Annotated in this window: 18 protein-coding genes and 1 pseudogene; 8 read left to right on the plus strand and 11 right to left on the minus strand. The window is 61.6% G+C overall.

Annotated features, from left to right (window positions below; all coding sequences use genetic code 11):
- Window positions 1-29 precede the first annotated feature (29 nt).
- Window positions 30-203 (minus strand): DUF1427 family protein, encoded by a 174-nt coding sequence (locus HU755_RS15360; RefSeq protein ID WP_007969534.1) that lies wholly within the window; start codon window positions 201-203, stop codon window positions 30-32.
- Window positions 204-413: 210 nt separating this feature from the next.
- Window positions 414-1,190, minus strand: a complete 777-nt coding sequence (locus tag HU755_RS15365; RefSeq protein WP_186634074.1) for a helix-turn-helix domain-containing protein — start codon at window positions 1,188-1,190, stop codon at window positions 414-416.
- 137 nt (window positions 1,191-1,327) lie between these two features.
- Between HU755_RS15365 and HU755_RS15370 the strand changes: the two genes are divergently transcribed.
- On the plus strand, window positions 1,328-1,555 hold the full coding sequence (locus tag HU755_RS15370) for a DUF6555 family protein (protein WP_186551761.1): 228 nt from the start codon (window positions 1,328-1,330) through the stop codon (window positions 1,553-1,555).
- 36 nt (window positions 1,556-1,591) lie between these two features.
- The gene (locus HU755_RS15375) at window positions 1,592-1,864 is read left to right on the plus strand and encodes a hypothetical protein (protein WP_186634076.1); all 273 of its coding nucleotides are present in this window, start codon (window positions 1,592-1,594) and stop codon (window positions 1,862-1,864) included.
- A gap of 24 nt (window positions 1,865-1,888) precedes the next feature.
- Here HU755_RS15375 and HU755_RS15380 read toward each other — a convergent pair whose 3' ends face one another.
- From HU755_RS15380 to HU755_RS15390, 3 genes are all read right to left on the minus strand, one after another.
- Entirely contained in the window at window positions 1,889-2,056 is a 168-nt protein-coding gene (locus tag HU755_RS15380; RefSeq protein WP_186551759.1) for a metallothionein, read from the minus strand.
- Window positions 2,057-2,809: 753 nt separating this feature from the next.
- Window positions 2,810-3,262 (minus strand): DMT family transporter, encoded by a 453-nt coding sequence (locus tag HU755_RS15385; protein ID WP_186551758.1) that lies wholly within the window; start codon window positions 3,260-3,262, stop codon window positions 2,810-2,812.
- Window positions 3,263-3,265: 3 nt separating this feature from the next.
- Window positions 3,266-3,751, minus strand: a complete 486-nt coding sequence (locus HU755_RS15390; RefSeq protein ID WP_186551757.1) for a DMT family transporter — start codon at window positions 3,749-3,751, stop codon at window positions 3,266-3,268.
- A 113-nt stretch (window positions 3,752-3,864) separates the two neighbouring features.
- Here HU755_RS15390 and HU755_RS15395 point away from each other — a divergent pair, with 113 nt between their 5' ends.
- Window positions 3,865-4,800 carry a LysR family transcriptional regulator gene (locus HU755_RS15395; protein WP_186634079.1) on the plus strand — a complete coding sequence of 312 codons (936 nt, stop codon included), beginning with the start codon at window positions 3,865-3,867 and terminating at the stop codon, window positions 4,798-4,800.
- A 122-nt stretch (window positions 4,801-4,922) separates the two neighbouring features.
- On the opposite strand, the gene HU755_RS15400 is transcribed toward HU755_RS15395, so the two are convergent.
- Window positions 4,923-6,605, minus strand: a complete 1,683-nt coding sequence (locus HU755_RS15400) for a methyl-accepting chemotaxis protein (protein ID WP_186634082.1) — start codon at window positions 6,603-6,605, stop codon at window positions 4,923-4,925.
- Between the two features lie 207 nt (window positions 6,606-6,812).
- Window positions 6,813-8,129, minus strand: coding sequence for a Na+/H+ antiporter family protein (locus tag HU755_RS15405; RefSeq protein ID WP_186552625.1), 1,317 nt, complete (start codon window positions 8,127-8,129; stop codon window positions 6,813-6,815).
- A gap of 401 nt (window positions 8,130-8,530) precedes the next feature.
- On the opposite strand from HU755_RS15405, the gene HU755_RS15410 reads away from it, so the two are divergent.
- Window positions 8,531-10,678, plus strand: coding sequence for a methyl-accepting chemotaxis protein (locus HU755_RS15410; protein WP_186634085.1), 2,148 nt, complete (start codon window positions 8,531-8,533; stop codon window positions 10,676-10,678).
- 133 nt (window positions 10,679-10,811) lie between these two features.
- Here the strand turns inward: HU755_RS15410 and HU755_RS15415 are convergent, their stop codons facing one another.
- Genes HU755_RS15415 through HU755_RS15430 form a run of 4 tightly spaced genes read right to left on the minus strand, consistent with a single transcriptional unit; the run spans window position 10,812 to window position 13,413 of the window.
- Window positions 10,812-12,125 carry an ATP-binding protein gene (locus HU755_RS15415; RefSeq protein ID WP_186634088.1) on the minus strand — a complete coding sequence of 438 codons (1,314 nt, stop codon included), beginning with the start codon at window positions 12,123-12,125 and terminating at the stop codon, window positions 10,812-10,814.
- Window positions 12,122-12,790 (minus strand): response regulator transcription factor, encoded by a 669-nt coding sequence (locus tag HU755_RS15420; protein WP_186634091.1) that lies wholly within the window; start codon window positions 12,788-12,790, stop codon window positions 12,122-12,124. Before HU755_RS15420 ends, HU755_RS15415 begins: the two co-directional genes overlap by 4 nt.
- A 3-nt stretch (window positions 12,791-12,793) precedes the next feature.
- Window positions 12,794-13,105, minus strand: coding sequence for a PepSY domain-containing protein (locus HU755_RS15425; protein WP_186552605.1), 312 nt, complete (start codon window positions 13,103-13,105; stop codon window positions 12,794-12,796).
- The gene (locus HU755_RS15430; RefSeq protein WP_186634094.1) at window positions 13,105-13,413 is read right to left on the minus strand and encodes a PepSY domain-containing protein; all 309 of its coding nucleotides are present in this window, start codon (window positions 13,411-13,413) and stop codon (window positions 13,105-13,107) included. The genes HU755_RS15425 and HU755_RS15430 overlap by 1 nt, the downstream gene beginning before the upstream one ends.
- A gap of 265 nt (window positions 13,414-13,678) precedes the next feature.
- On the opposite strand from HU755_RS15430, the gene HU755_RS15435 reads away from it, so the two are divergent.
- The 4 genes and pseudogenes from HU755_RS15435 to codB all read left to right on the plus strand — a co-directional run bounded on the left by HU755_RS15435 (window position 13,679) and on the right by codB (window position 17,129).
- A complete protein-coding gene (locus HU755_RS15435) occupies window positions 13,679-14,758 on the plus strand; it encodes a patatin-like phospholipase family protein (protein WP_186634097.1) in 1,080 nt (359 codons plus the stop codon).
- A gap of 85 nt (window positions 14,759-14,843) precedes the next feature.
- Window positions 14,844-15,200, plus strand: a complete 357-nt coding sequence (gene queD / locus HU755_RS15440) for a 6-carboxytetrahydropterin synthase QueD (protein ID WP_123451058.1) — start codon at window positions 14,844-14,846, stop codon at window positions 15,198-15,200.
- Window positions 15,201-15,411: 211 nt separating this feature from the next.
- Window positions 15,412-15,528: pseudogene (locus HU755_RS15445) on the plus strand (alpha/beta hydrolase); the annotation flags it as partial.
- Between the two features lie 329 nt (window positions 15,529-15,857).
- Window positions 15,858-17,129, plus strand: a complete 1,272-nt coding sequence (codB, locus tag HU755_RS15450) for a cytosine permease (protein ID WP_186634100.1) — start codon at window positions 15,858-15,860, stop codon at window positions 17,127-17,129.
- The last annotated feature ends 4 nt before the right edge of the window (window positions 17,130-17,133 follow it).

Here is a 17,133-nt window from a genome sequence, read left to right on the forward strand (position 1 = left end):
GCACATCCACCGAATAGGAAAAGGCAAATTCAGGACAACCAGCCAGCGACCAATTGCCGGCCCATCGGCCACAACTGCTCGCCGGCCAACATGCCGAGCAGACCGACCAGCGCAATGGCCGGCGGCGCAGGAGAACGAAAATCGAGCGCGCCGTAGAGCAGGCCGACGCCCAGGCCGATGGCCAGAGAAATGAGGTAGTTCATGGGGGAACTCCGCCGCGTGAAGGAATAGGCAGAGTCTAGGGAAAGGGGCGCAACGGCATCGGCCAAGGACTTCTGAATTTCGGACAAACCGCCTGCTGTCGCCACAAAATCCTGTGGGAGCGAGCCTGCTCGCGAATGCGGTCTTTCAGCCAGCCCATCATTGCCTGACCCAGCGCTTTCGCGAGCAGGCTCGCTCCCACAAGAATGTTCTCAGGCTGCGGAGAATTGCGAAGGCGCCACCCCCAGCTCCCGGCGAAACATGTCGCTGAAGCTGCTCGGCGAATAGCCCAGCTCGCGGGCGATGACACTCACCGCCACGCCCTGAATCAACGCGGCCACGGCCGTCGCCAGTTGCACCTGACGCCGCCATTCGGCGAAGCCCATGCCCAGACTGTCCTTGAACAACCGCGCCAGCGTACGCACGCTGGCCCCGGCGTTCTGCGCGTGTTGCTCGAACGGAATGTCCAGCGACGGCGCGGCCATGACCGCCTGACACAAGCTCATCAAACGCCGGTCGGATTGGTCCGGCATGGGAATTTTCAACTGCGAACGCCTGGCACGTTGCAGCTCCAGCAGCGCCAGCCCGACCAACGCTTCGTAATACGCCGGCTGACCGTTGTCGCCCTGCTCCACCAGCCCGATGATCAACTCCCGCAGCAAACCGCCGACCTCGATCACCTGCACCGTCGCATCCAGCGTCGCCGCCAGGGCCGGACGCAAATAGATGTTGCGCATCTGCAAGTCCGACACCACACGAATCCCGTGCGGCACCCCAGGCGGCAGCCACACTGCGCGCTGCGGTGGCACCACCAGCGCTTCGTGCGGCGTCTCGACCCACATCACCCCGCTCATCGCATACAGCAACTGGCCCCATGCATGCTCGTGCGGCTCGATAAACAAGCCACGCGGATAGGTTCGCGCCAGCGGTTGCACGGGCACATCGGTATCACTCAGATCAGGCGGCGCGGCAAGGGCCATGGCGGGCATTCACGCAGGATTGACGAAGCCGCCATGGTAACCAGCGAGCCCACCCGTCGCCAACGATAGAGACCGTCGGACAATCCAAAGGAATTTTCCCGGCCCACTGCGTTCCTTTTAATACTACAGGGAGGAATACGGGCTTTATGAACAACGCAAAACTCTACGTCATCGACTACACCCTTCATGGCACAGCCAAGTCGTTCATTATCCGCTCGGACAAAATGGACAACGCCGAAGCCTGGCATTGGGCAAGCTGCGACGCGGGCGTCGGTCGAATCCCGCGCTTTGGCCGTGAACAGGTGCAGAAGACCAGCAAACCGATGGCAGAAAAATTCGGCCTGGAAAACGTCACCTGGCGCCAGACCAAATGAACACATCGGCCTGACCGGATAAGGGGGAATCGCCCGATGAACGACACCTGCCACCCGGCCCGGCTGGACTACGGCCTGACCACGTTCTTTGGCCAAATCACCAAAACGGTAAACTGCGAAGTCGGGCTGGAAACAGTCGCGGACGACCCTTACCGCTTCACCTTGTGCGTCAAGGCACCGGTGCCGGATGACCTGGATCAGGCGAAAATCATCGTGATCAAGGTCGAAGGGCGAACACTGCAAGGCACTGTGCGGCATGTGGAACGGCGCGATGACGACAGTCTGAAACTGGAAGTGGAGCCTGATTAGGCTCCACTTTTTTTATGGCCGTCGTTATTTCGGATGGGCGCAACCGCACCCCTTCATTGCACATTCTTCACCGTGTTTATGGTGATGCGCGCAGGCTTCACAGCAATAGTGTTGGCCGTGCACAGCGTACGAATGCTCGCCCTCCTTGATCATGCAATTACAGTTGGGGCAGTCGCATTTTTTATCAGGCATGGGACAGACTCCTTGAGTAGTGGTTGTCTGAGGCTTGAATGCAAACCGTGAGGGACAGTGTAGGAGGTGGTTGCAGAGTGTGCAGGTATCGAGGGACTGAGTTACGGACGGATTGCTTTCGCGAGCAGGCTCGCTCCCACAGGGGGATTGGGAAATCTGATAGAAATGGTTGGCGGCCCGGCCCTCATCGCGAGCAGGCTCACTCCTACAATGGGATTGGGGGAATCCGACGGATATGGGTCGGCTGCCAGGCCGCCTTCGCTGGCAAGCCAGCTCCCACAGAAAAGCAAAAACAAAAGCAAAGCAAACCGCGTTGGCTCCCAACCACTCAACACAATGAGCGTTAGCTCAAGTGCCGCGTTGGCTCCTAACCACTCAACACAATGAGCGTTAGCTCGAGTACCGCTTTTGCTTCTCACCACTCAACACAATGAGCGTTAGCTCGAGTAAGGCTCTTGATCTTGATGCACGGCGCCCGTCGGAAGGCTGAGTGGAGGGATTGATCCGGGCGTGGGAGCGCAGCGACCGTACGACGCAGTCGTACACAGCGGAAGGAGGTGCAGCGAAGCAAACCGGAGACGCTGCGCCCGGATCGATCCCGCAGCGAAGGCACCCCGAGCCTAGGCGAGGGGCCGCACGTCAGGGCAAAAGGCCTTTGGTTACTTTGGGCCCCCAAAGTCACCCGCCGTAAGGGCGGAACCGCCAGCCGCAGCCCCCGAAAAAACGGATATACCCCCAAATCCAGATACCCGATCACTGCGCCCGACGCGAACTCCGATACATAAATACAAGAGCCACCGCCAAACACACCATCGCCAGCATCCGGCTCGAAGACAACTCGATCGCCGGATTACCCAGCCAGCCAAAATTATCGATCAACATCCCCATCCCCAACTGCCCGACAATCACCGCCACCGTCGCCACTGCCGTGCCGACCACCGGCACCGCGCCGACCATCACCATCATGTACACCACACCAAACAGCGCCCCGGTCAGTTGCCACTTCGGCACCTCAAGCAGACTCACTGCCTGTGCCGGCTCGAAAAACAGAATCAACAACCCGGTCACCACAGCGCCGACCACAAACGTCAGCAAACTGCTGCGCAGCACGCCAACGGTTTCACCCAGACGCCCATTAATAGCGGCCTGCACACTCAATACCGCACCGGCCAATACCACCACCGCCAACAAAATCACCAGACCCATCACTCACCCCCGCGCAATCAGAACCAAAGCCACCACAATCAAACCCAACGCCAGCCAGCGCTCGCCGTTGACCTTCTTGCGCGTTGCGCCGAACCAGCCGAAGTGGTCGATCAACACACTCTTGCCGACCTGCCCGGACAAAATCGCAATCATCGTCATGGCAATGCCGATGTGCGGCGTCGCCAGGGTCAGCACCACCACGTACATCGGCCCGAGGAACCCACCGATCAACTGCCAGCGCGGCAGCTCGGTCAGCGCCGGACCTTTTTGCGGGCCAGCGAACAGCAGCAGCAAAAACAGAATCGCCGAGCCCACACCGAAGATGCTCAAGGTCGCCCATAGATGCCCGACCTGCGTGCCCAACGGTCCGAGCAGTCCCGCCTCGACCGACAAGCCCATGCCGGCAAGAATCACCAGCGGCAGCAACAACAGGCGCAACACCGACTGCCTCACCGGCGCCGCGACCGCCCCTTCATTCAACGTCTGCATAAACAACCTTCCACACTCATAAACGATGGCGCGGATTATCGGCTGGCGCAGCTGTGCGATAAATGGGAGCATCCGGACAACACTTTTGCGCATCACGCACAGCGAGACACCTCATGCACGGGCTCAACGAACTGGGATTCAAGGCACTCAGGTTATTTGTCGCGGTACTCGACCACGGCAGCTTTTCCGAAGTGGCCCGCCGTGAAGGCGTGGCACCGTCGTCGATCTCTCGGCAAATCCAGTTGATGGAGCAAGCACTGAACCAGCAATTGCTCTACCGCCACACTCGCGCCGTCACCCCGACCGAAGCCGGGCGCATGCTCGGCCACCACGCGCGGCGGGTCCTGGTGCAACTGGAGGAAGCCGAACAGGCCCTGCAGGAGCAACAAAGCGAACCCACGGGACTGGTGCGCATCAACGCCCCGGTGGTATTCGGCCAACGCCACCTGACGCCGTGGCTCGGCCAGCTGTGTGCGCGCTATCCGAAGCTGCAACTGGATATCCAGCAGACCGACCATTACGTCGACCCCTTGCAAGAAGGCGCCGACCTGCTGTTTCGCATCGGCGCGCTGCACGATTCGAGCATGCAGGCGCGGATCATCGCCCCGCACCGCTTTCAGGTCGCGGCCAGCCCGGCGTACCTCAAGCGCCACGGCACCCCGCAACACCCCGACCAGCTCGCGCAGCACCAGTGCCTGGCGTACAAAGGCGCGACGGGTCAACAACGCTGGTTTTTTCGCCGCGATGGCGAGGACTGGACGCCCTACTCGATAAAAGGCCCGATCACCGGCAACCACGCCGACACCCTCACCCAAGCCGCCGAGCAGGGGCTGGGCCTGGTGATGTTTCCGTCGTGGCTGATTGGTGAAGCGGTGAGCGAAGGCACGCTGGTGCCGGTGCTCGGGGACTACCAGGTGTCGAACAGTCTGGAGCCGCAGCAGATTGCGGTGCTGTGGCCGGGGAGTCGGCGCTTGTCGGTGAAGGTGCGGACGGTGATTGATTTTTTTGTCGAGTGCTTCGGCGAAATCCCGTATTGGGACAGGAGCTGAATTGCGTACAAATCCCATGTAGGAGTGAGCCTGCTCGCGATGGCGTCGGCACATCCAACATCAATGTGTCTGACCCACCGCTATCGCGAGCAGGCTCACTCCTACAGGTTTCGCCGCGTTCTTCAGATACGGAACTGGCCGACCAGTTTGCCCAACCGCTGCCCCAGCTCTGCCAGGCTGCGCGAGGTTTGCGCGCCCAACTGCGTTTCATCCGCCACGCTGTCCACCGCCACCGCAATCTGATGCACGCTGCGGTTGATCTCTTCGGCCACCGCCGTCTGCTCTTCCGCCGCGCTGGCGATCTGCGCGTTCATCGAGTTGATCGTGGCGATCAGCGCCGCCATCGCATCCAGCGACGCCCCGGCCTGATTGGCCTGCTGTGAGGTGCCATCGCCGGCCTCGCTGGAGCGGCGCATCGCCTCGACCGCCTGCTGCGTGCCCGCCTGCAAGCGGTCGATCATGCCCTGGATTTCCTGGGTGCTGATCTGCGTACGACTGGCCAACGCGCGCACTTCATCCGCGACCACCGCAAACCCGCGCCCGGCCTCACCGGCCCGCGCCGCTTCGATGGCGGCGTTGAGGGCCAGCAGGTTGGTCTGCTCGGCAATCGAACGGATCACCCCAAGCACGCCGACAATCGAACTCACGTCCTGTTGCAGGCTGTCCAGCGACACGCCGCTGCTGCGGATGTCATCGACCAGCGCATGAATCTGCTTGATGCTGCCGGCCACCACGCGCTTGGCGCTCTGGCCTTCTGCGTCGGTCTGCTGCGCAGCGACGGCGGCGTTTTGTGCGCTCTTCGCCACTTCCTGGGCCGCGGCGGACATTTCGTTGATCGCCGTGGCGACCTGATCGGTTTCATGGCGCTGACGCTCCATCGCCTGATCGGAACGCTGCGCCTGATCGGACACCTGCGTCACCAGCCCGGTCAGTTGCGTGGTCATCTCGGTGATCTGCCGCACCAGGCCGTGGATCTTGTCGACGAAGCGGTTGAACGAACCGGCCAGTTCGCCAAGTTCGTCCTGGCTGGTGATGTTCAGGCGACGAGTCAAGTCGCCCTCGCCCGCCGCGATGTCGTCGAGGTTGGCCTTCATCAGGGTCAGCGGCCGCAGGATGGTATTGGCCAGCAGCAGCCCCGCCGCCGCGATCAGCAGCAACACCAACACGGCGACACCGGCAATGCTCAGCACCACGCCTCGCACTCGTTCCTGCACCTGGGCTTCGACCTGCGCCACCTGGGCTTCAATGCCGTCGAGGTTGACCGACGTACCGACCGCCATGTCCCATTTCGCCAGGTATTCGGTGTAACCGAGTTTCGGCACCAGCACCTTGGCGTTGCCTGGCAGTGGCGAACTGTATTGCAGATAGTGGGTGCCGTCCTTCGCCACGTTCACCAGACCGAGGTTGACGTAGACGCCATTAGGGTCGCGGTTGTCCTTGAAGCTTTTGCCCACGCCATCAGGATCGTTGGCCTTGAACAGGCGCACGATCGCGGAGTCGTAGCCGAAGAAGTAGCCGTCCTTGCCGTAGCGGATGTTCGAGAGCAGCTTGATCGCTTGCGCCCGCGCCGCGTCATCGCCCGGCGCCGCCGCGTCGTACAACGGTTTGATCGTGGTCATGGCCACGGCGACGTAACTTTGCAGGGTGGCCTTGGCGTCGCCGAGCAGGCGCTCGCGGGTCTGTTCGACTTCCTTGCGCGCCTGTTCCTGGAGGATGAACAGCGTGGTCACGCTGATGACCAGTGCAAAGAGCAGCACCGGCAGGACGGCAAGGGACAGGACTTTAGCCTTGAGACTCAGGCGCATGGGGACTCACTCTTTTGATTTTGTTGGCGTGGTTAAAGGCTTTAACGGCACGCCGCAGCAAAAGTTGAGTCGGGTGCTCCCGCCATGATCGTTCCCACGCTCTGCGTGGGAATGCAGCCCCGGACGCTCCGCGTCCCACGGCGTGACGCAGAGCGTCACAGGAGGCATTCCCACGCGGAGCGTGGGAACGATCAGTCAGGGGGGCGTTTAGAGGACCATCGCCGCCACCCAGCCAAACACCAGCAGCGGCAGGTTGTAATGCAGAAAGGTCGGGACCACGGTGTCCCAGATGTGGTGATGCTGGCCGTCGATGTTCAGGCCGGAGGTCGGACCGAGGGTCGAGTCCGAGGCTGGCGAGCCGGCGTCACCGAGCGCGCCGGCGGTGCCGACGATGCAGACAATGGCGATCGGGCTGAAACCCAGTTGCACGCACAGCGGCACGAAAATCACTGCGAGGATTGGCACGGTGGAAAACGACGAACCGATGCCCATGGTCACCAGCAAGCCCACCAGCAGCATCATCAGCGCACCGACCGCCTTGCTGTGATCGATCCACGCTGCCGACGTCTGTACCAGCGTCTGCACTTCCCCGGTGGCCTTGATCACTTCGCCGAAACCGGACGAGGCGATCATGATGAAACCGATCATCGCCATCATCTTCATGCCTTCGGTGAACAGGTCATCGGTCTCGCGCCACTTGACGATGCCCGACGCCGAGAAGATCAGAAAACCGGCCAGCGCACCGATAATCATCGAGTCCAGCAACAGTTGAATGATGAACGCCGCGGCAATCGCCACGCCGGCGATCACCAGACTCAGCGGGTTGTACTGCACCGCCGTTTGCTCGACCTGTTCGATCTTGGCCAGGTCGTACACGCGTTTCTTGCGGTAGCTGATGAACGCGATACCGAGGCCGACCAACATGCCCAGCGCCGGAATGCCCATGGCGTGGGTGACATTGATGCCGCTGATGTCGACGCCACTGCGCGCGACGTTGGCCAGCAGGATCTCATTGAGGAAGATGTTGCCAAAGCCCACCGGCAGGAACATGTACGGGGTAATCAGACCGAAGGTCATCACACAGGCGATCAGCCGGCGGTCGAGTTGCAGCTTGGTCAGCACATAGAGCAGCGGCGGCACCAGCAGCGGAATGAAAGCGATGTGGATCGGCAGGATGTTCTGCGAGGCAATCGCCACCACCCACAACAGGCCGATCAGCAGCCACTTGACGTTGCCGCCACCGGTTGCGTGTTGCCGGTCTACCATCGCCAACGCCTTGTCGGCCAGGGCGTGGGCCAGTCCGGACTTGGCAATCGCCACCGCGAAAGCGCCGAGCAAAGCGTAGGACAACGCCACCGTCGCCCCGCCGCCCAGGCCGCTGTTGAACGCCTTGAGCGTCGCTTCGATGCCCAGGCCACCGGTGAGGCCACCGACCAGCGCGCCGACGATCAAAGCGATCACCACATGCACGCGCGACAGGCTGAGGATCAGCATGACGCCGACGGCTGCTATGACTGCATTCATTTCACTACCTCAAAAAACACTGCGGGTGAAAACACACCGCCAGACAGGATGAGTCCGCGCGGGGTTGGCCGGCGGATTGGCAAAGAGGGTCTTATTAGAGGGCGCGCACTGTGCCGCAGAGTGGCGGCGGTGTCAAAGCCCTGTGGCGAGGGGATTTATCCCCGTTGGGTGGCGAAGCCGCCCCCAGCGATCTGCAAAATAACCCTATACGCGGGTGTCACGACTGCTTCGCAGCCGAACGGGGATAAATCCCCTCGCCACAGGACCACAGGACCACAGGACCACAGGACCACAGGACCAGCATGCGGCAATCGGTCATATTGCGTTCACGGCATAAAGAAAGCCGAACCACGGCCGCTACAGTGCAAAGTCTCAGATATTTATCGAATAAGGATGTTCCCATGTCGCTCAGACCACTTTCCATCCAATGGAAAATCACCCTGCTCGCCGGCCTGTGCCTGGCCGGTATCGTGACCCTGTTGGTGGGTCTTTCGCTGTATCGCATGGAGCACAGTTCTGCACTGGTAAAAGCCTCGAGCATGGAAATGCTCACCGAGTCGGCGCAGGCGCGTATCGAGTCGCAAGGTGAAGTGCAGGCCGCCGGTATTCGCCAGCAGTTCATGGACGCCTATCAGTACGGCCACGGTTTCTCGCGGCAAGTGCTGTTTCTGCGCGAACAGGCCGAGAAGCGTTTTCTCGATGCCTTCGACCTGCGTGAAGACATGACCCGTCAAGTCAAATCCGCGCTGCAAGCCAACCCGGATCTGCTCGGCCTGTCGCTGGTATTCGAAGCCAACGCGCTGGATGGCAAGGACGAGCTGTTTGCCGATCAGGCCGAACTGGGCAGCAACGACAAGGGCCGATTCGCCCTGTACTGGTCGCAACCGACTCCGGGCAAAGTGACCTCGATGGCGCTGCCGGAAAGCGACATGAGCGACACCAGGACCGGCCCCGGCGGTCAGGCCGCCAACGCCTGGTTCACCTGTCCGCGCACCACGCTCAAGCCCTGCGTGATCGAGCCGTACTTCTATGTGATCGACGGCCACAACGTGCTGATGACCAGCATCGTTTTTCCGCTGATGGTCAACGGCAAAGTCATCGCCTCGCTGTCGGTGGACATCAACCTCAACAGCCTGCAAGCCATCAGCCAGACGGCGAGCCAAAAGCTCTATGACGGCCAGACCGCGGTGAGCATCATCAGCCCGACCGGCCTGCTGGCCGGTTACAGCCCGGACGCCAGCAAGCTCGTTCAGCGCCTCGATGCCGTGGACAAAACCAGCGGCAGCGAACTGCTGCGCCTGCTCAGTGCCAGCCGCAGTGTCAGCAGCCTGCACAGCAACGGTCAGTTGAAAGTGCTGTCGCCGTTCCAGCCAATTCCCGATGGCCCGGCCTGGGGTGTGCTGCTCGATGTGCCGGAAAAGGTTCTGGTCAGCCGCGCCGAGGCGCTCAAGCAGCAACTGGACGCGAGCAACACCTCCGGTACCCTGATCGAACTGAGCCTGGGCGCACTGGCCGCGCTGATCGGCCTGCTGCTGGTGTGGCTGATGGCGCGCAGCGTGACCCGACCGATCCTCGGCGTGGCGCACATGCTCGAAGACATCGCCAGCGGTGAAGGCGACCTGACCCGGCGTCTGGCCTACGACAAGCAGGATGAACTCGGGCAACTGGCCGGCTGGTTCAACCGCTTCCTCGACAAACTGCAGCCGATCATCGCCGAGGTCAAACGCTCGGTACAGGACGCACGCAACACCGCCGACCAGTCCTCGGCCATCGCCACCCAGACCAGTGCCGGTATGGAACAGCAATACCGTCAGGTCGATCAGGTTGCCACGGCCTCCCATGAGATGAGCGCCACTGCGCAAGACGTCGCACGCAGTGCCGCACAGGCCGCCGAAGCCGCCAAGGACGCCGACCGCGCCACCCGTCAGGGCCTGACCGTGATTGACCGCACCACCGCGAGCATCGACACCCTCGCCGCCGACATGAGCGCGGCGATGGTCCAGGTCGAAGGCCTGGCCGCCAACAGCGAGAAGATCGGCACGGTGCTGGAAACCATCCGCGCCATCGCCGAGCAAACCAACCTGCTGGCCCTCAATGCCGCTATCGAAGCGGCACGCGCCGGTGAAGCCGGACGCGGTTTTGCCGTGGTCGCCGACGAAGTGCGCAACCTCGCCCGCCGCACGCAGGAGTCGGTGGAAGAAACCCGTCAAGTCATCGAACAGTTGCAGAACGGCACGCAGGAAGTGGTCGGTTCGATGGGCAACAGCCACCGGCAGGCCCAGGGCAGCGTTGAACAGGTCGGGCAAGCGGTGACGGCGCTGCGGCAGATTGGCGATGCGGTGACGGTGATCAGCGACATGAACCTGCAGATCGCCAGCGCCGCCGAAGAACAGAGCGCGGTGGCTGAGGAGATTAACAACAACGTGGCGACGATTCGCGATGTGACCGAGTCGTTGTCCGGACAGGCGAATGAGTCGGCGCGGGTCAGCCAGTCGCTCAATAGCCTGGCGAATCAGCAGCAGAGCCTGATGGATCAGTTTCGGGTCTGAAAGCCAGCGCCTATCGAATGTGGGAGCGGGCTTGCTCGCGAAGGCGGTGTGTCAGGCGAGACAATTATCGACTGACACGCCGCTTTCGCGAGCAAGCCCGCTCCCACAGGTAGATTTTTGGCAGTTTCAGAAATCAGCGTTTAGGCAGTTCAACCACCACTTTCAACCCGCCCCATTCGCTCTCGCCCAACACCAGCAAGCCGCCCCACGTATCGACTATATCCCGCACGATACCCAGGCCCAAACCGTGCCCGTCAGTCTGCTCATCCAGCCGCGTGCCACGACTGAAGACCTGAGCGCGTTGCTCTTCGGGAATTCCCGGCCCGTCATCTTCCACACTCAGGGCAAAGCCATCGGTGCGTTCGATCACGCTCAGACGCACCTCGGCATCCGCCCACTTGCAGGCGTTGTCGAGCAGGTTGCCAAGCAGTTCCAGCAAATCTTCGCGGTCCCACGGCAATTGCAGCCCGGGCGGCGCGACATAACTCAAGGCCAGATGCTCGCCGTGAATCATGTTCAGCGTTGCCAGCAGGCCCGGCAGTTCGGCGTCGCAATCAAACAACGCCCCGGGCAGCGCATCACCGGACAGGCGTGCGCGATTGAGTTCGCGGTTGAGGCGTTGCTGCACCTGCTCCAGTTGTTCCTTGAGCACCTTGCGCAGCTCGGGATGGTCATCGAGTTTTTCGCTGGAGGCCAGGCTCAGCAGCACCGCCAACGGGGTTTTCAGCGCATGGCCGAGGTTGCCCAAAGCGTTGCGCGACCGCTTGAGGCTGTCTTCGGTGTGTGCGAGCAAATGGTTGATCTGCGCCACCAGCGGTTCCAGTTCCACCGGCACCTGATCATCGAGCTGCGAACGCTGGCCCTGTTGCAACTGGGCGATCTGCTCACGGGCGCGTTCCAGCGGTTTCAACGCACGGCGCACGGTCAGGCGTTGCAAAAACAGAATCAGCAGCAGCGCCGCCAGCCCCAAGCCCAGGCCAATCTGGCGCATGCGCAGAAAACTGTCGCTGACCGGCGTGTAATCCTGGGCAACGCTGATCGAGATCGACTGGCCCAGCCGGCGATAGTCCGAACGCAACACCAGCAGGCGCTGACCGCCCGGGCCCAGTTGCAGATTGCTGTGCAGGCCCGGCTGTTCAAGCAGTGGCAAGTCCTGATCCCACAGCGAGCGTGAGCGCCAATGGCTGTCGGAAAAATCGATGCGAAAGTAGTGCCCGGAAAAGGGCCGTTGATAGGCCGGCGACAAGTGCCGCTCATCCAGTTGCAAGCCTTGCGGGCCGCGCACCAGCGCTACCAGCAGGCTTTCGCTGTCGTTGCGCAGACCGGCTTCGAGATAGCGCTGCAAACCGACTTCGAACAACCACAGGCTGGTCTGCGCCAGCACCAGACCGACGATCACCATGACGCTGATCAACCCCAGGCTCAAACGGCGCTGGATTGATCTCACGAAGCTTGCCCGCCGAACAGGTAACCCTGGCCGCGACGGGTTTCGATCACGCTTTTGCCCAATTTGCGCCGCAGGTGATTGACGTGCACCTCAAGGACGTTGGAATCGCGCTCTGTTTCACCGTCGTAGAGGTGTTCGGCGAGGTGGCTTTTCGAAAGGATCTGCTCCGGGTGCAACATGAAATAGCGCAGCAGGCGGAATTCGGCAGCGGTCAGCTGAATGTCGGCGCCGTCGCGGACCACGCACTGACGGCCCTCGTCCAGATGCAGACCGGCTGCTTGCAACGTCGACTGGTTGGACTGTCCTTTAGAGCGGCGCAGCAAGGACTGGATGCGCAGGTACAACTCTTCGGGGTGAAACGGTTTGGTCAGGTAATCGTCGGCGCCGGCCTTCAGTCCCTCGATGCGCTCGGCCCAGGAATCGCGTGCGGTGAGGATCAGCACCGGAATCGCCAGACCGCCCGCACGCCATTGCCCGAGCACGTCGAGACCCGGCACCCCGGGCAGACCGAGGTCGAGGATGATCAGGTCATAGGGTTCAGTGCTGCCCTGATACACCGCGTCACGGCCGTCCGCCAGCCAGTCCACTGCGTAGCCTTGGCGTTGCAGGCCGGCGAGCAATTCGTCGGCCAGTGGTACGTGGTCTTCCACCAGAAGCAAACGCATCGATCAATCTTCCTTGTCTTTGACTAATTCGCCGGTATCGGCCTTCAGGTGCAGTTCGCGGGCCACGCCTTCGAGCGTCAGCAATTCGACTTCGTAAATGTACACGTCGTGTTTTTCTTCCAGCTCGACTTCCAGCAGTTTGGCGCCGGGGTAGCGGTCCATGGCCTGTTGCAGCACTTGCTCCAGCGGCAGAATCACGCCCTGACGGCGAAGGTCCAGCGCCTCGTCCTGATCGAGGTCGCGGGCCATGGCTGTGGTACAAAACAGCACCAGCGCCAACGCCGTCAGGCGGGTGGCGCGCATATTAAGCTTCATTACGTATCCTGATGGTCCCTGAGTACTTCACCATCGACGGCGTTCAGTTCCAGATCCCACTTCAACCCTTTCGGGTCGCGCAGTTCGATCTGGTAAATGAACTTGCCGTACTCCTCCTCCAGCTCGGTTTCGGTGATTTCCGAACCGGGGTGTTTTTCCAGCGCGATGGAGTTGAGCTTCTCGAAAGAGAAGATAGTACCAGCGTCGCGCAACCGAAGCGCTTCGTCAGGTCCGAGATCGCGCGCGTGAGCGGTATTGGCGGTGAAGCCGATGATCGAGGCAGTGGTCAGGGCAGTCAGGGTGTTCATGGGTGTCTCCGAATTCTTATATGTTGCTTACGGTAAGCACCTTAGCGGGAGCAACTTAACTGAAACTGAATGGCCATCATTGTGCCCTCTACACCACCAATCCACAGCCTGAAGCAAAACCCTGTAGGAGTGAGCCTGCTCGCGATAGCGGAGTGTCAGCCAACACATATGGCGCTGATACACCGCTATCGCGAGCAGGCTCACTCCTACAAAGGGTTTGCAACATCAGCTTATAATCGCCAGCTTGCTAACGATCGAGACCGGTATGACCGCCATCCATATCAAGTTCCCAGCCCTCACCCTCAAGGCCGGCCCGCGGGCCATGGCGCGGATTCGTGCCCAAGGTTTGAACGCCGCCGATGTCGGCACCCTGCCCGGCGCCGCCGGCGGGCCGAAGGCGTTGGGGATTCAGGGGCTGGACCTGGCGCTGTTCGGCGAATGGCTGCCGAGCGCGCCGCGCGAGCGGTCGCTGATTGGTGCGTCGGTCGGCTCCTGGCGCTTCGCCAGTGCCTGCCTGCCGGACGCCGCCGAAGGTCTGCGCCGGCTCGGTCATCTTTACGCCGAGCAGCATTTCAACAAGGGCGTGACCATGGCCGAGATCAGCCAGAGCTCGCAGCGCATGCTCAACGATCTGCTCGACGGCCGCGATGCGAGCATCCTCGAAAACATCCATTACCGCTTGAACATCATGGTGGTGAAAAGCCAGGGGCGGCTGGCCGAGGATCATCGCGGCCGGCTCGGTCTGGCCCTGGGTTCGGTGATCGCCGACAACCTGCGTGGGCGCGCCCGCCTGTCGCGCCACTTCGAACGGCTGATCATCCACGATCCGCGCCTGGCGCCACCGCTTGATGCGTTGACCGATTTTCCGTCGCGCTTCGTTACCCTCAATGCCGGCAACCTGCGTCAGGCCCTGCTGGCGTCGGGGTCGATTCCGATGGTCATGGAAGGTGTGCGTGACTTGCCCGGCGCTGGCGCGGGCACGTTCCGTGACGGCGGCCTGCTCGACTATCACCTCGACCTGCCCTACAGCGGCGACGGCATCGTGCTCTATCCGCACTTCACCGACCGGGTGATTCCTGGCTGGTTCGACAAGACCCTGCCGTGGCGCCGCGCTTCGGTGCAGCGCTTGCAGGACGTGCTGCTGCTCGCGCCGTCGAAGGAATATCTGGCGCGCCTGCCCTACGGCAAACTGCCGGATCGCAACGACTTCAAACGTTTCATGGGCGATGCCCCGAGCCGGCAGAAATACTGGCATACGGCAATGGACGAAAGCCGCCGACTGGGTGACGAGTTTCTCGAACTGGCAGCCAACGGTCGCCTCGCCGACCGGTTGCTGACCCTTTAGTCAGCACGGCCAGATACAAGCTGATAAACTCGCCGCCTGCCCGAATCGCTGCGGCGAACGCCATCTGAACAGAGCTAAAAATACTGTGGAAATCTTCAAGGAATTTACTTTCGAATCCGCCCACCGCCTGCCGCACGTCCCGGACGGCCACAAGTGCGGGCGCCTGCACGGTCACTCGTTCAAGGTGGCCATCCACCTGAGCGGCGACCTTGATCCGCACACTGGCTGGATTCGTGACTTCTCCGAGATCAAGGCGATTTTCAAGCCGCTGTACGAGCGTCTCGACCACAACTACCTCAATGACATTCCCGGTCTGGAAAACCCGACCAGTGAAGTGCTGGCCAAATTCATCTGGAAAGAACTGAAGCCGCTGCTGCCGGAACTCAGCGCGATCCGCATTCATGAGACCTGCACCAGCGGCTGCATTTATCGCGGGGAATAAGCCGATCCGCAGCCCCATACAAAACCTTGTGGGAGCGGGCTTGCTCGCGAAGGCAATGCATCAGTCGACATTTTTTTCCTGACACACCGCCTTCGCGAGCAAGCCCGCTCCCACAGGGACAGGCGGCGTGTCAGCCAACGAACAAACAGCCTTCACGGCTGTTTTTTTACGCCTATGCTTTTTGGCTCAAACCCGCCAAGAGGACAGGCCCATGACGGACTGGCTGCTGGATCAGGTCTTTGACTTCAACGGACATCAGGTGCGCTATGCCGTGCGCGGCGACGGCCCGCCGCTGGTGTTCGTGCATGGCACGCCGTTTTCGTCTTACAACAATTCCACGCCATCCCGAATGCCGGCCACCTCGTCCAGGAGGACGCCCCCGAAGCGATCGTCGCCGCATTGCTGCGCTTTCTTTAAACCAACACAACCCCCTGTGGGAGCGGGCTTGCTCGCGAAGGCATTCTTTCAAACAGTACATCTGTTGACTGACACACTGCTTTCGCGAGCAAGCCCGCTCCCACATTGGGCTTCGGTGAAGTCAGGTGCACCATTTCGCGCCGAGGATCACAGCCTTTTCTATCCATACCGCGCATTGCCGTTGTTTGGCACGACCGCTGCAACCCTCCCGCGTCTTCTCCCTTCCAGCAAGGACTCCCCATGACGCAGAACGCCCCCGGCAACGATTACCCCCTCAGCGAAGTCCCGATGCACGCACGCAAAGGCCTGGCCTCGACGGCGATGGTGTTACTGGGCTTCACGTTTTTCACCGCGACCATGTTTGCCGGCGGCAAGCTCGGGGTCGCCTTCGGTTTTGCCGAGATGATGGCGGTGATCATCGTCGGCAACCTGCTGCTCGGCCTGTACGCCGCGGGCCTGGGTTACATCGCGTTCAAGAGTGGCCTCAACTCGGTGCTGATGGGGCGCTTTTGCTTTGGCGAAGTCGGCAGCAAGCTCAGCGACCTGATCCTCGGTTTCACCCAGATCGGCTGGTACGCCTGGGGCACGGCAACGGCTGCCGTGGTCATCGGCAAATACTTTGATTTGAATGAAGCCACGGTGCTGGGCCTGATGGTCCTGTTCGGTCTGGGCTTCTGTGCCACCGCCTACATCGGTTATCGCGGGCTGGAGATTCTGTCGTACATCGCGGTGCCCGCGATGATGTTGCTGCTGATGCTGTCGATGTGGGTGGCGACGGTAAAAGTCGGCGGCTTCGAAGGCTTGCTCAGCGTGGTGCCAACGGGTTCGCTGGATTGGTCGACCGCGATCACCCTGGTGTTCGGCACCTTCGTCAGCGGTGCGACGCAAGCGACCAACTGGACACGCTTCTCGCGTTCGGCGCGGGTGGCGGTGCTGGCCAGCCTGATCGGCTTTTTCATCGGCAACGGCTTGATGGTGCTGATCGGCGCGTACGGCGCGGTCGTTTATCAGCAACCGGACGTGGTTGAAGTGCTGCTGTTGCAGGGTTTCGCCATGGCGGCAATGGCTATGCTGTTGCTGAACATCTGGAGCACTCAGGACAACACCATCTACAACTTCGCCGTCGCCGGCTGCAACCTGCTGCGTACCGGTCGGCGCAAGACCGTGACCCTCGGCGGCGCGGTGATCGGCACCCTGCTCGCGCTGCTGGGCATGTACGACATGCTGGTGCCGTATCTGATTCTGCTCGGCACGGTGATTCCGCCGATTGGCGGGGTGATCATGGCCGACTTCTTCTATCGCTGGCGCGGGCACTATCCGCGTCTGGCCGACGCACGGTTGCCCGCGTTCAACTGGCCGGGGCTGGCGGCCTACGGCGTGGGCACTGTCGCTGCGTTCAGTTCGCCGTGGGTCGCGCCGCTGGTAGGGATTGCCGCTGCCGCGCTAACGTATGTCATCGTCACCGGTATGCTCGGCGCCCGTCGCGTCAGCGCACCACTACAAGACTTATAAAAAG

The organism is Pseudomonas sp. SWRI111 (assembly GCF_014268555.1).
GTDB classification, from domain to species: Bacteria; Pseudomonadota; Gammaproteobacteria; order Pseudomonadales; family Pseudomonadaceae; genus Aquipseudomonas; species Aquipseudomonas hamedanensis.

What these genes read in the sequence shown, in the direction of transcription:
- HU755_RS15425 (WP_186552605.1), bottom strand. Translation starts at nt 13,105, where the DNA reads ATGAAGCTTAATATGCGCGCCACCCGCCTGACGGCGTTGGCGCTGGTG.
- HU755_RS15400 (WP_186634082.1), bottom strand. Translation starts at nt 6,605, where the DNA reads ATGCGCCTGAGTCTCAAGGCTAAAGTCCTGTCCCTTGCCGTCCTGCCG.
- codB (WP_186634100.1), top strand. Translation starts at nt 15,858, where the DNA reads ATGACGCAGAACGCCCCCGGCAACGATTACCCCCTCAGCGAAGTCCCG.
- HU755_RS15370 (WP_186551761.1), top strand. Translation starts at nt 1,328, where the DNA reads ATGAACAACGCAAAACTCTACGTCATCGACTACACCCTTCATGGCACA.
- HU755_RS15375 (WP_186634076.1), top strand. Translation starts at nt 1,592, where the DNA reads ATGAACGACACCTGCCACCCGGCCCGGCTGGACTACGGCCTGACCACG.
- HU755_RS15380 (WP_186551759.1), bottom strand. Translation starts at nt 2,056, where the DNA reads ATGCCTGATAAAAAATGCGACTGCCCCAACTGTAATTGCATGATCAAG.
- HU755_RS15395 (WP_186634079.1), top strand. Translation starts at nt 3,865, where the DNA reads ATGCACGGGCTCAACGAACTGGGATTCAAGGCACTCAGGTTATTTGTC.
- HU755_RS15420 (WP_186634091.1), bottom strand. Translation starts at nt 12,790, where the DNA reads ATGCGTTTGCTTCTGGTGGAAGACCACGTACCACTGGCCGACGAATTG.
- HU755_RS15385 (WP_186551758.1), bottom strand. Translation starts at nt 3,262, where the DNA reads ATGGGTCTGGTGATTTTGTTGGCGGTGGTGGTATTGGCCGGTGCGGTA.
- HU755_RS15430 (WP_186634094.1), bottom strand. Translation starts at nt 13,413, where the DNA reads ATGAACACCCTGACTGCCCTGACCACTGCCTCGATCATCGGCTTCACC.
- HU755_RS15365 (WP_186634074.1), bottom strand. Translation starts at nt 1,190, where the DNA reads ATGCCCGCCATGGCCCTTGCCGCGCCGCCTGATCTGAGTGATACCGAT.
- HU755_RS15410 (WP_186634085.1), top strand. Translation starts at nt 8,531, where the DNA reads ATGTCGCTCAGACCACTTTCCATCCAATGGAAAATCACCCTGCTCGCC.
- HU755_RS15435 (WP_186634097.1), top strand. Translation starts at nt 13,679, where the DNA reads ATGACCGCCATCCATATCAAGTTCCCAGCCCTCACCCTCAAGGCCGGC.
- HU755_RS15390 (WP_186551757.1), bottom strand. Translation starts at nt 3,751, where the DNA reads ATGCAGACGTTGAATGAAGGGGCGGTCGCGGCGCCGGTGAGGCAGTCG.
- HU755_RS15405 (WP_186552625.1), bottom strand. Translation starts at nt 8,129, where the DNA reads ATGAATGCAGTCATAGCAGCCGTCGGCGTCATGCTGATCCTCAGCCTG.
- HU755_RS15360 (WP_007969534.1), bottom strand. Translation starts at nt 203, where the DNA reads ATGAACTACCTCATTTCTCTGGCCATCGGCCTGGGCGTCGGCCTGCTC.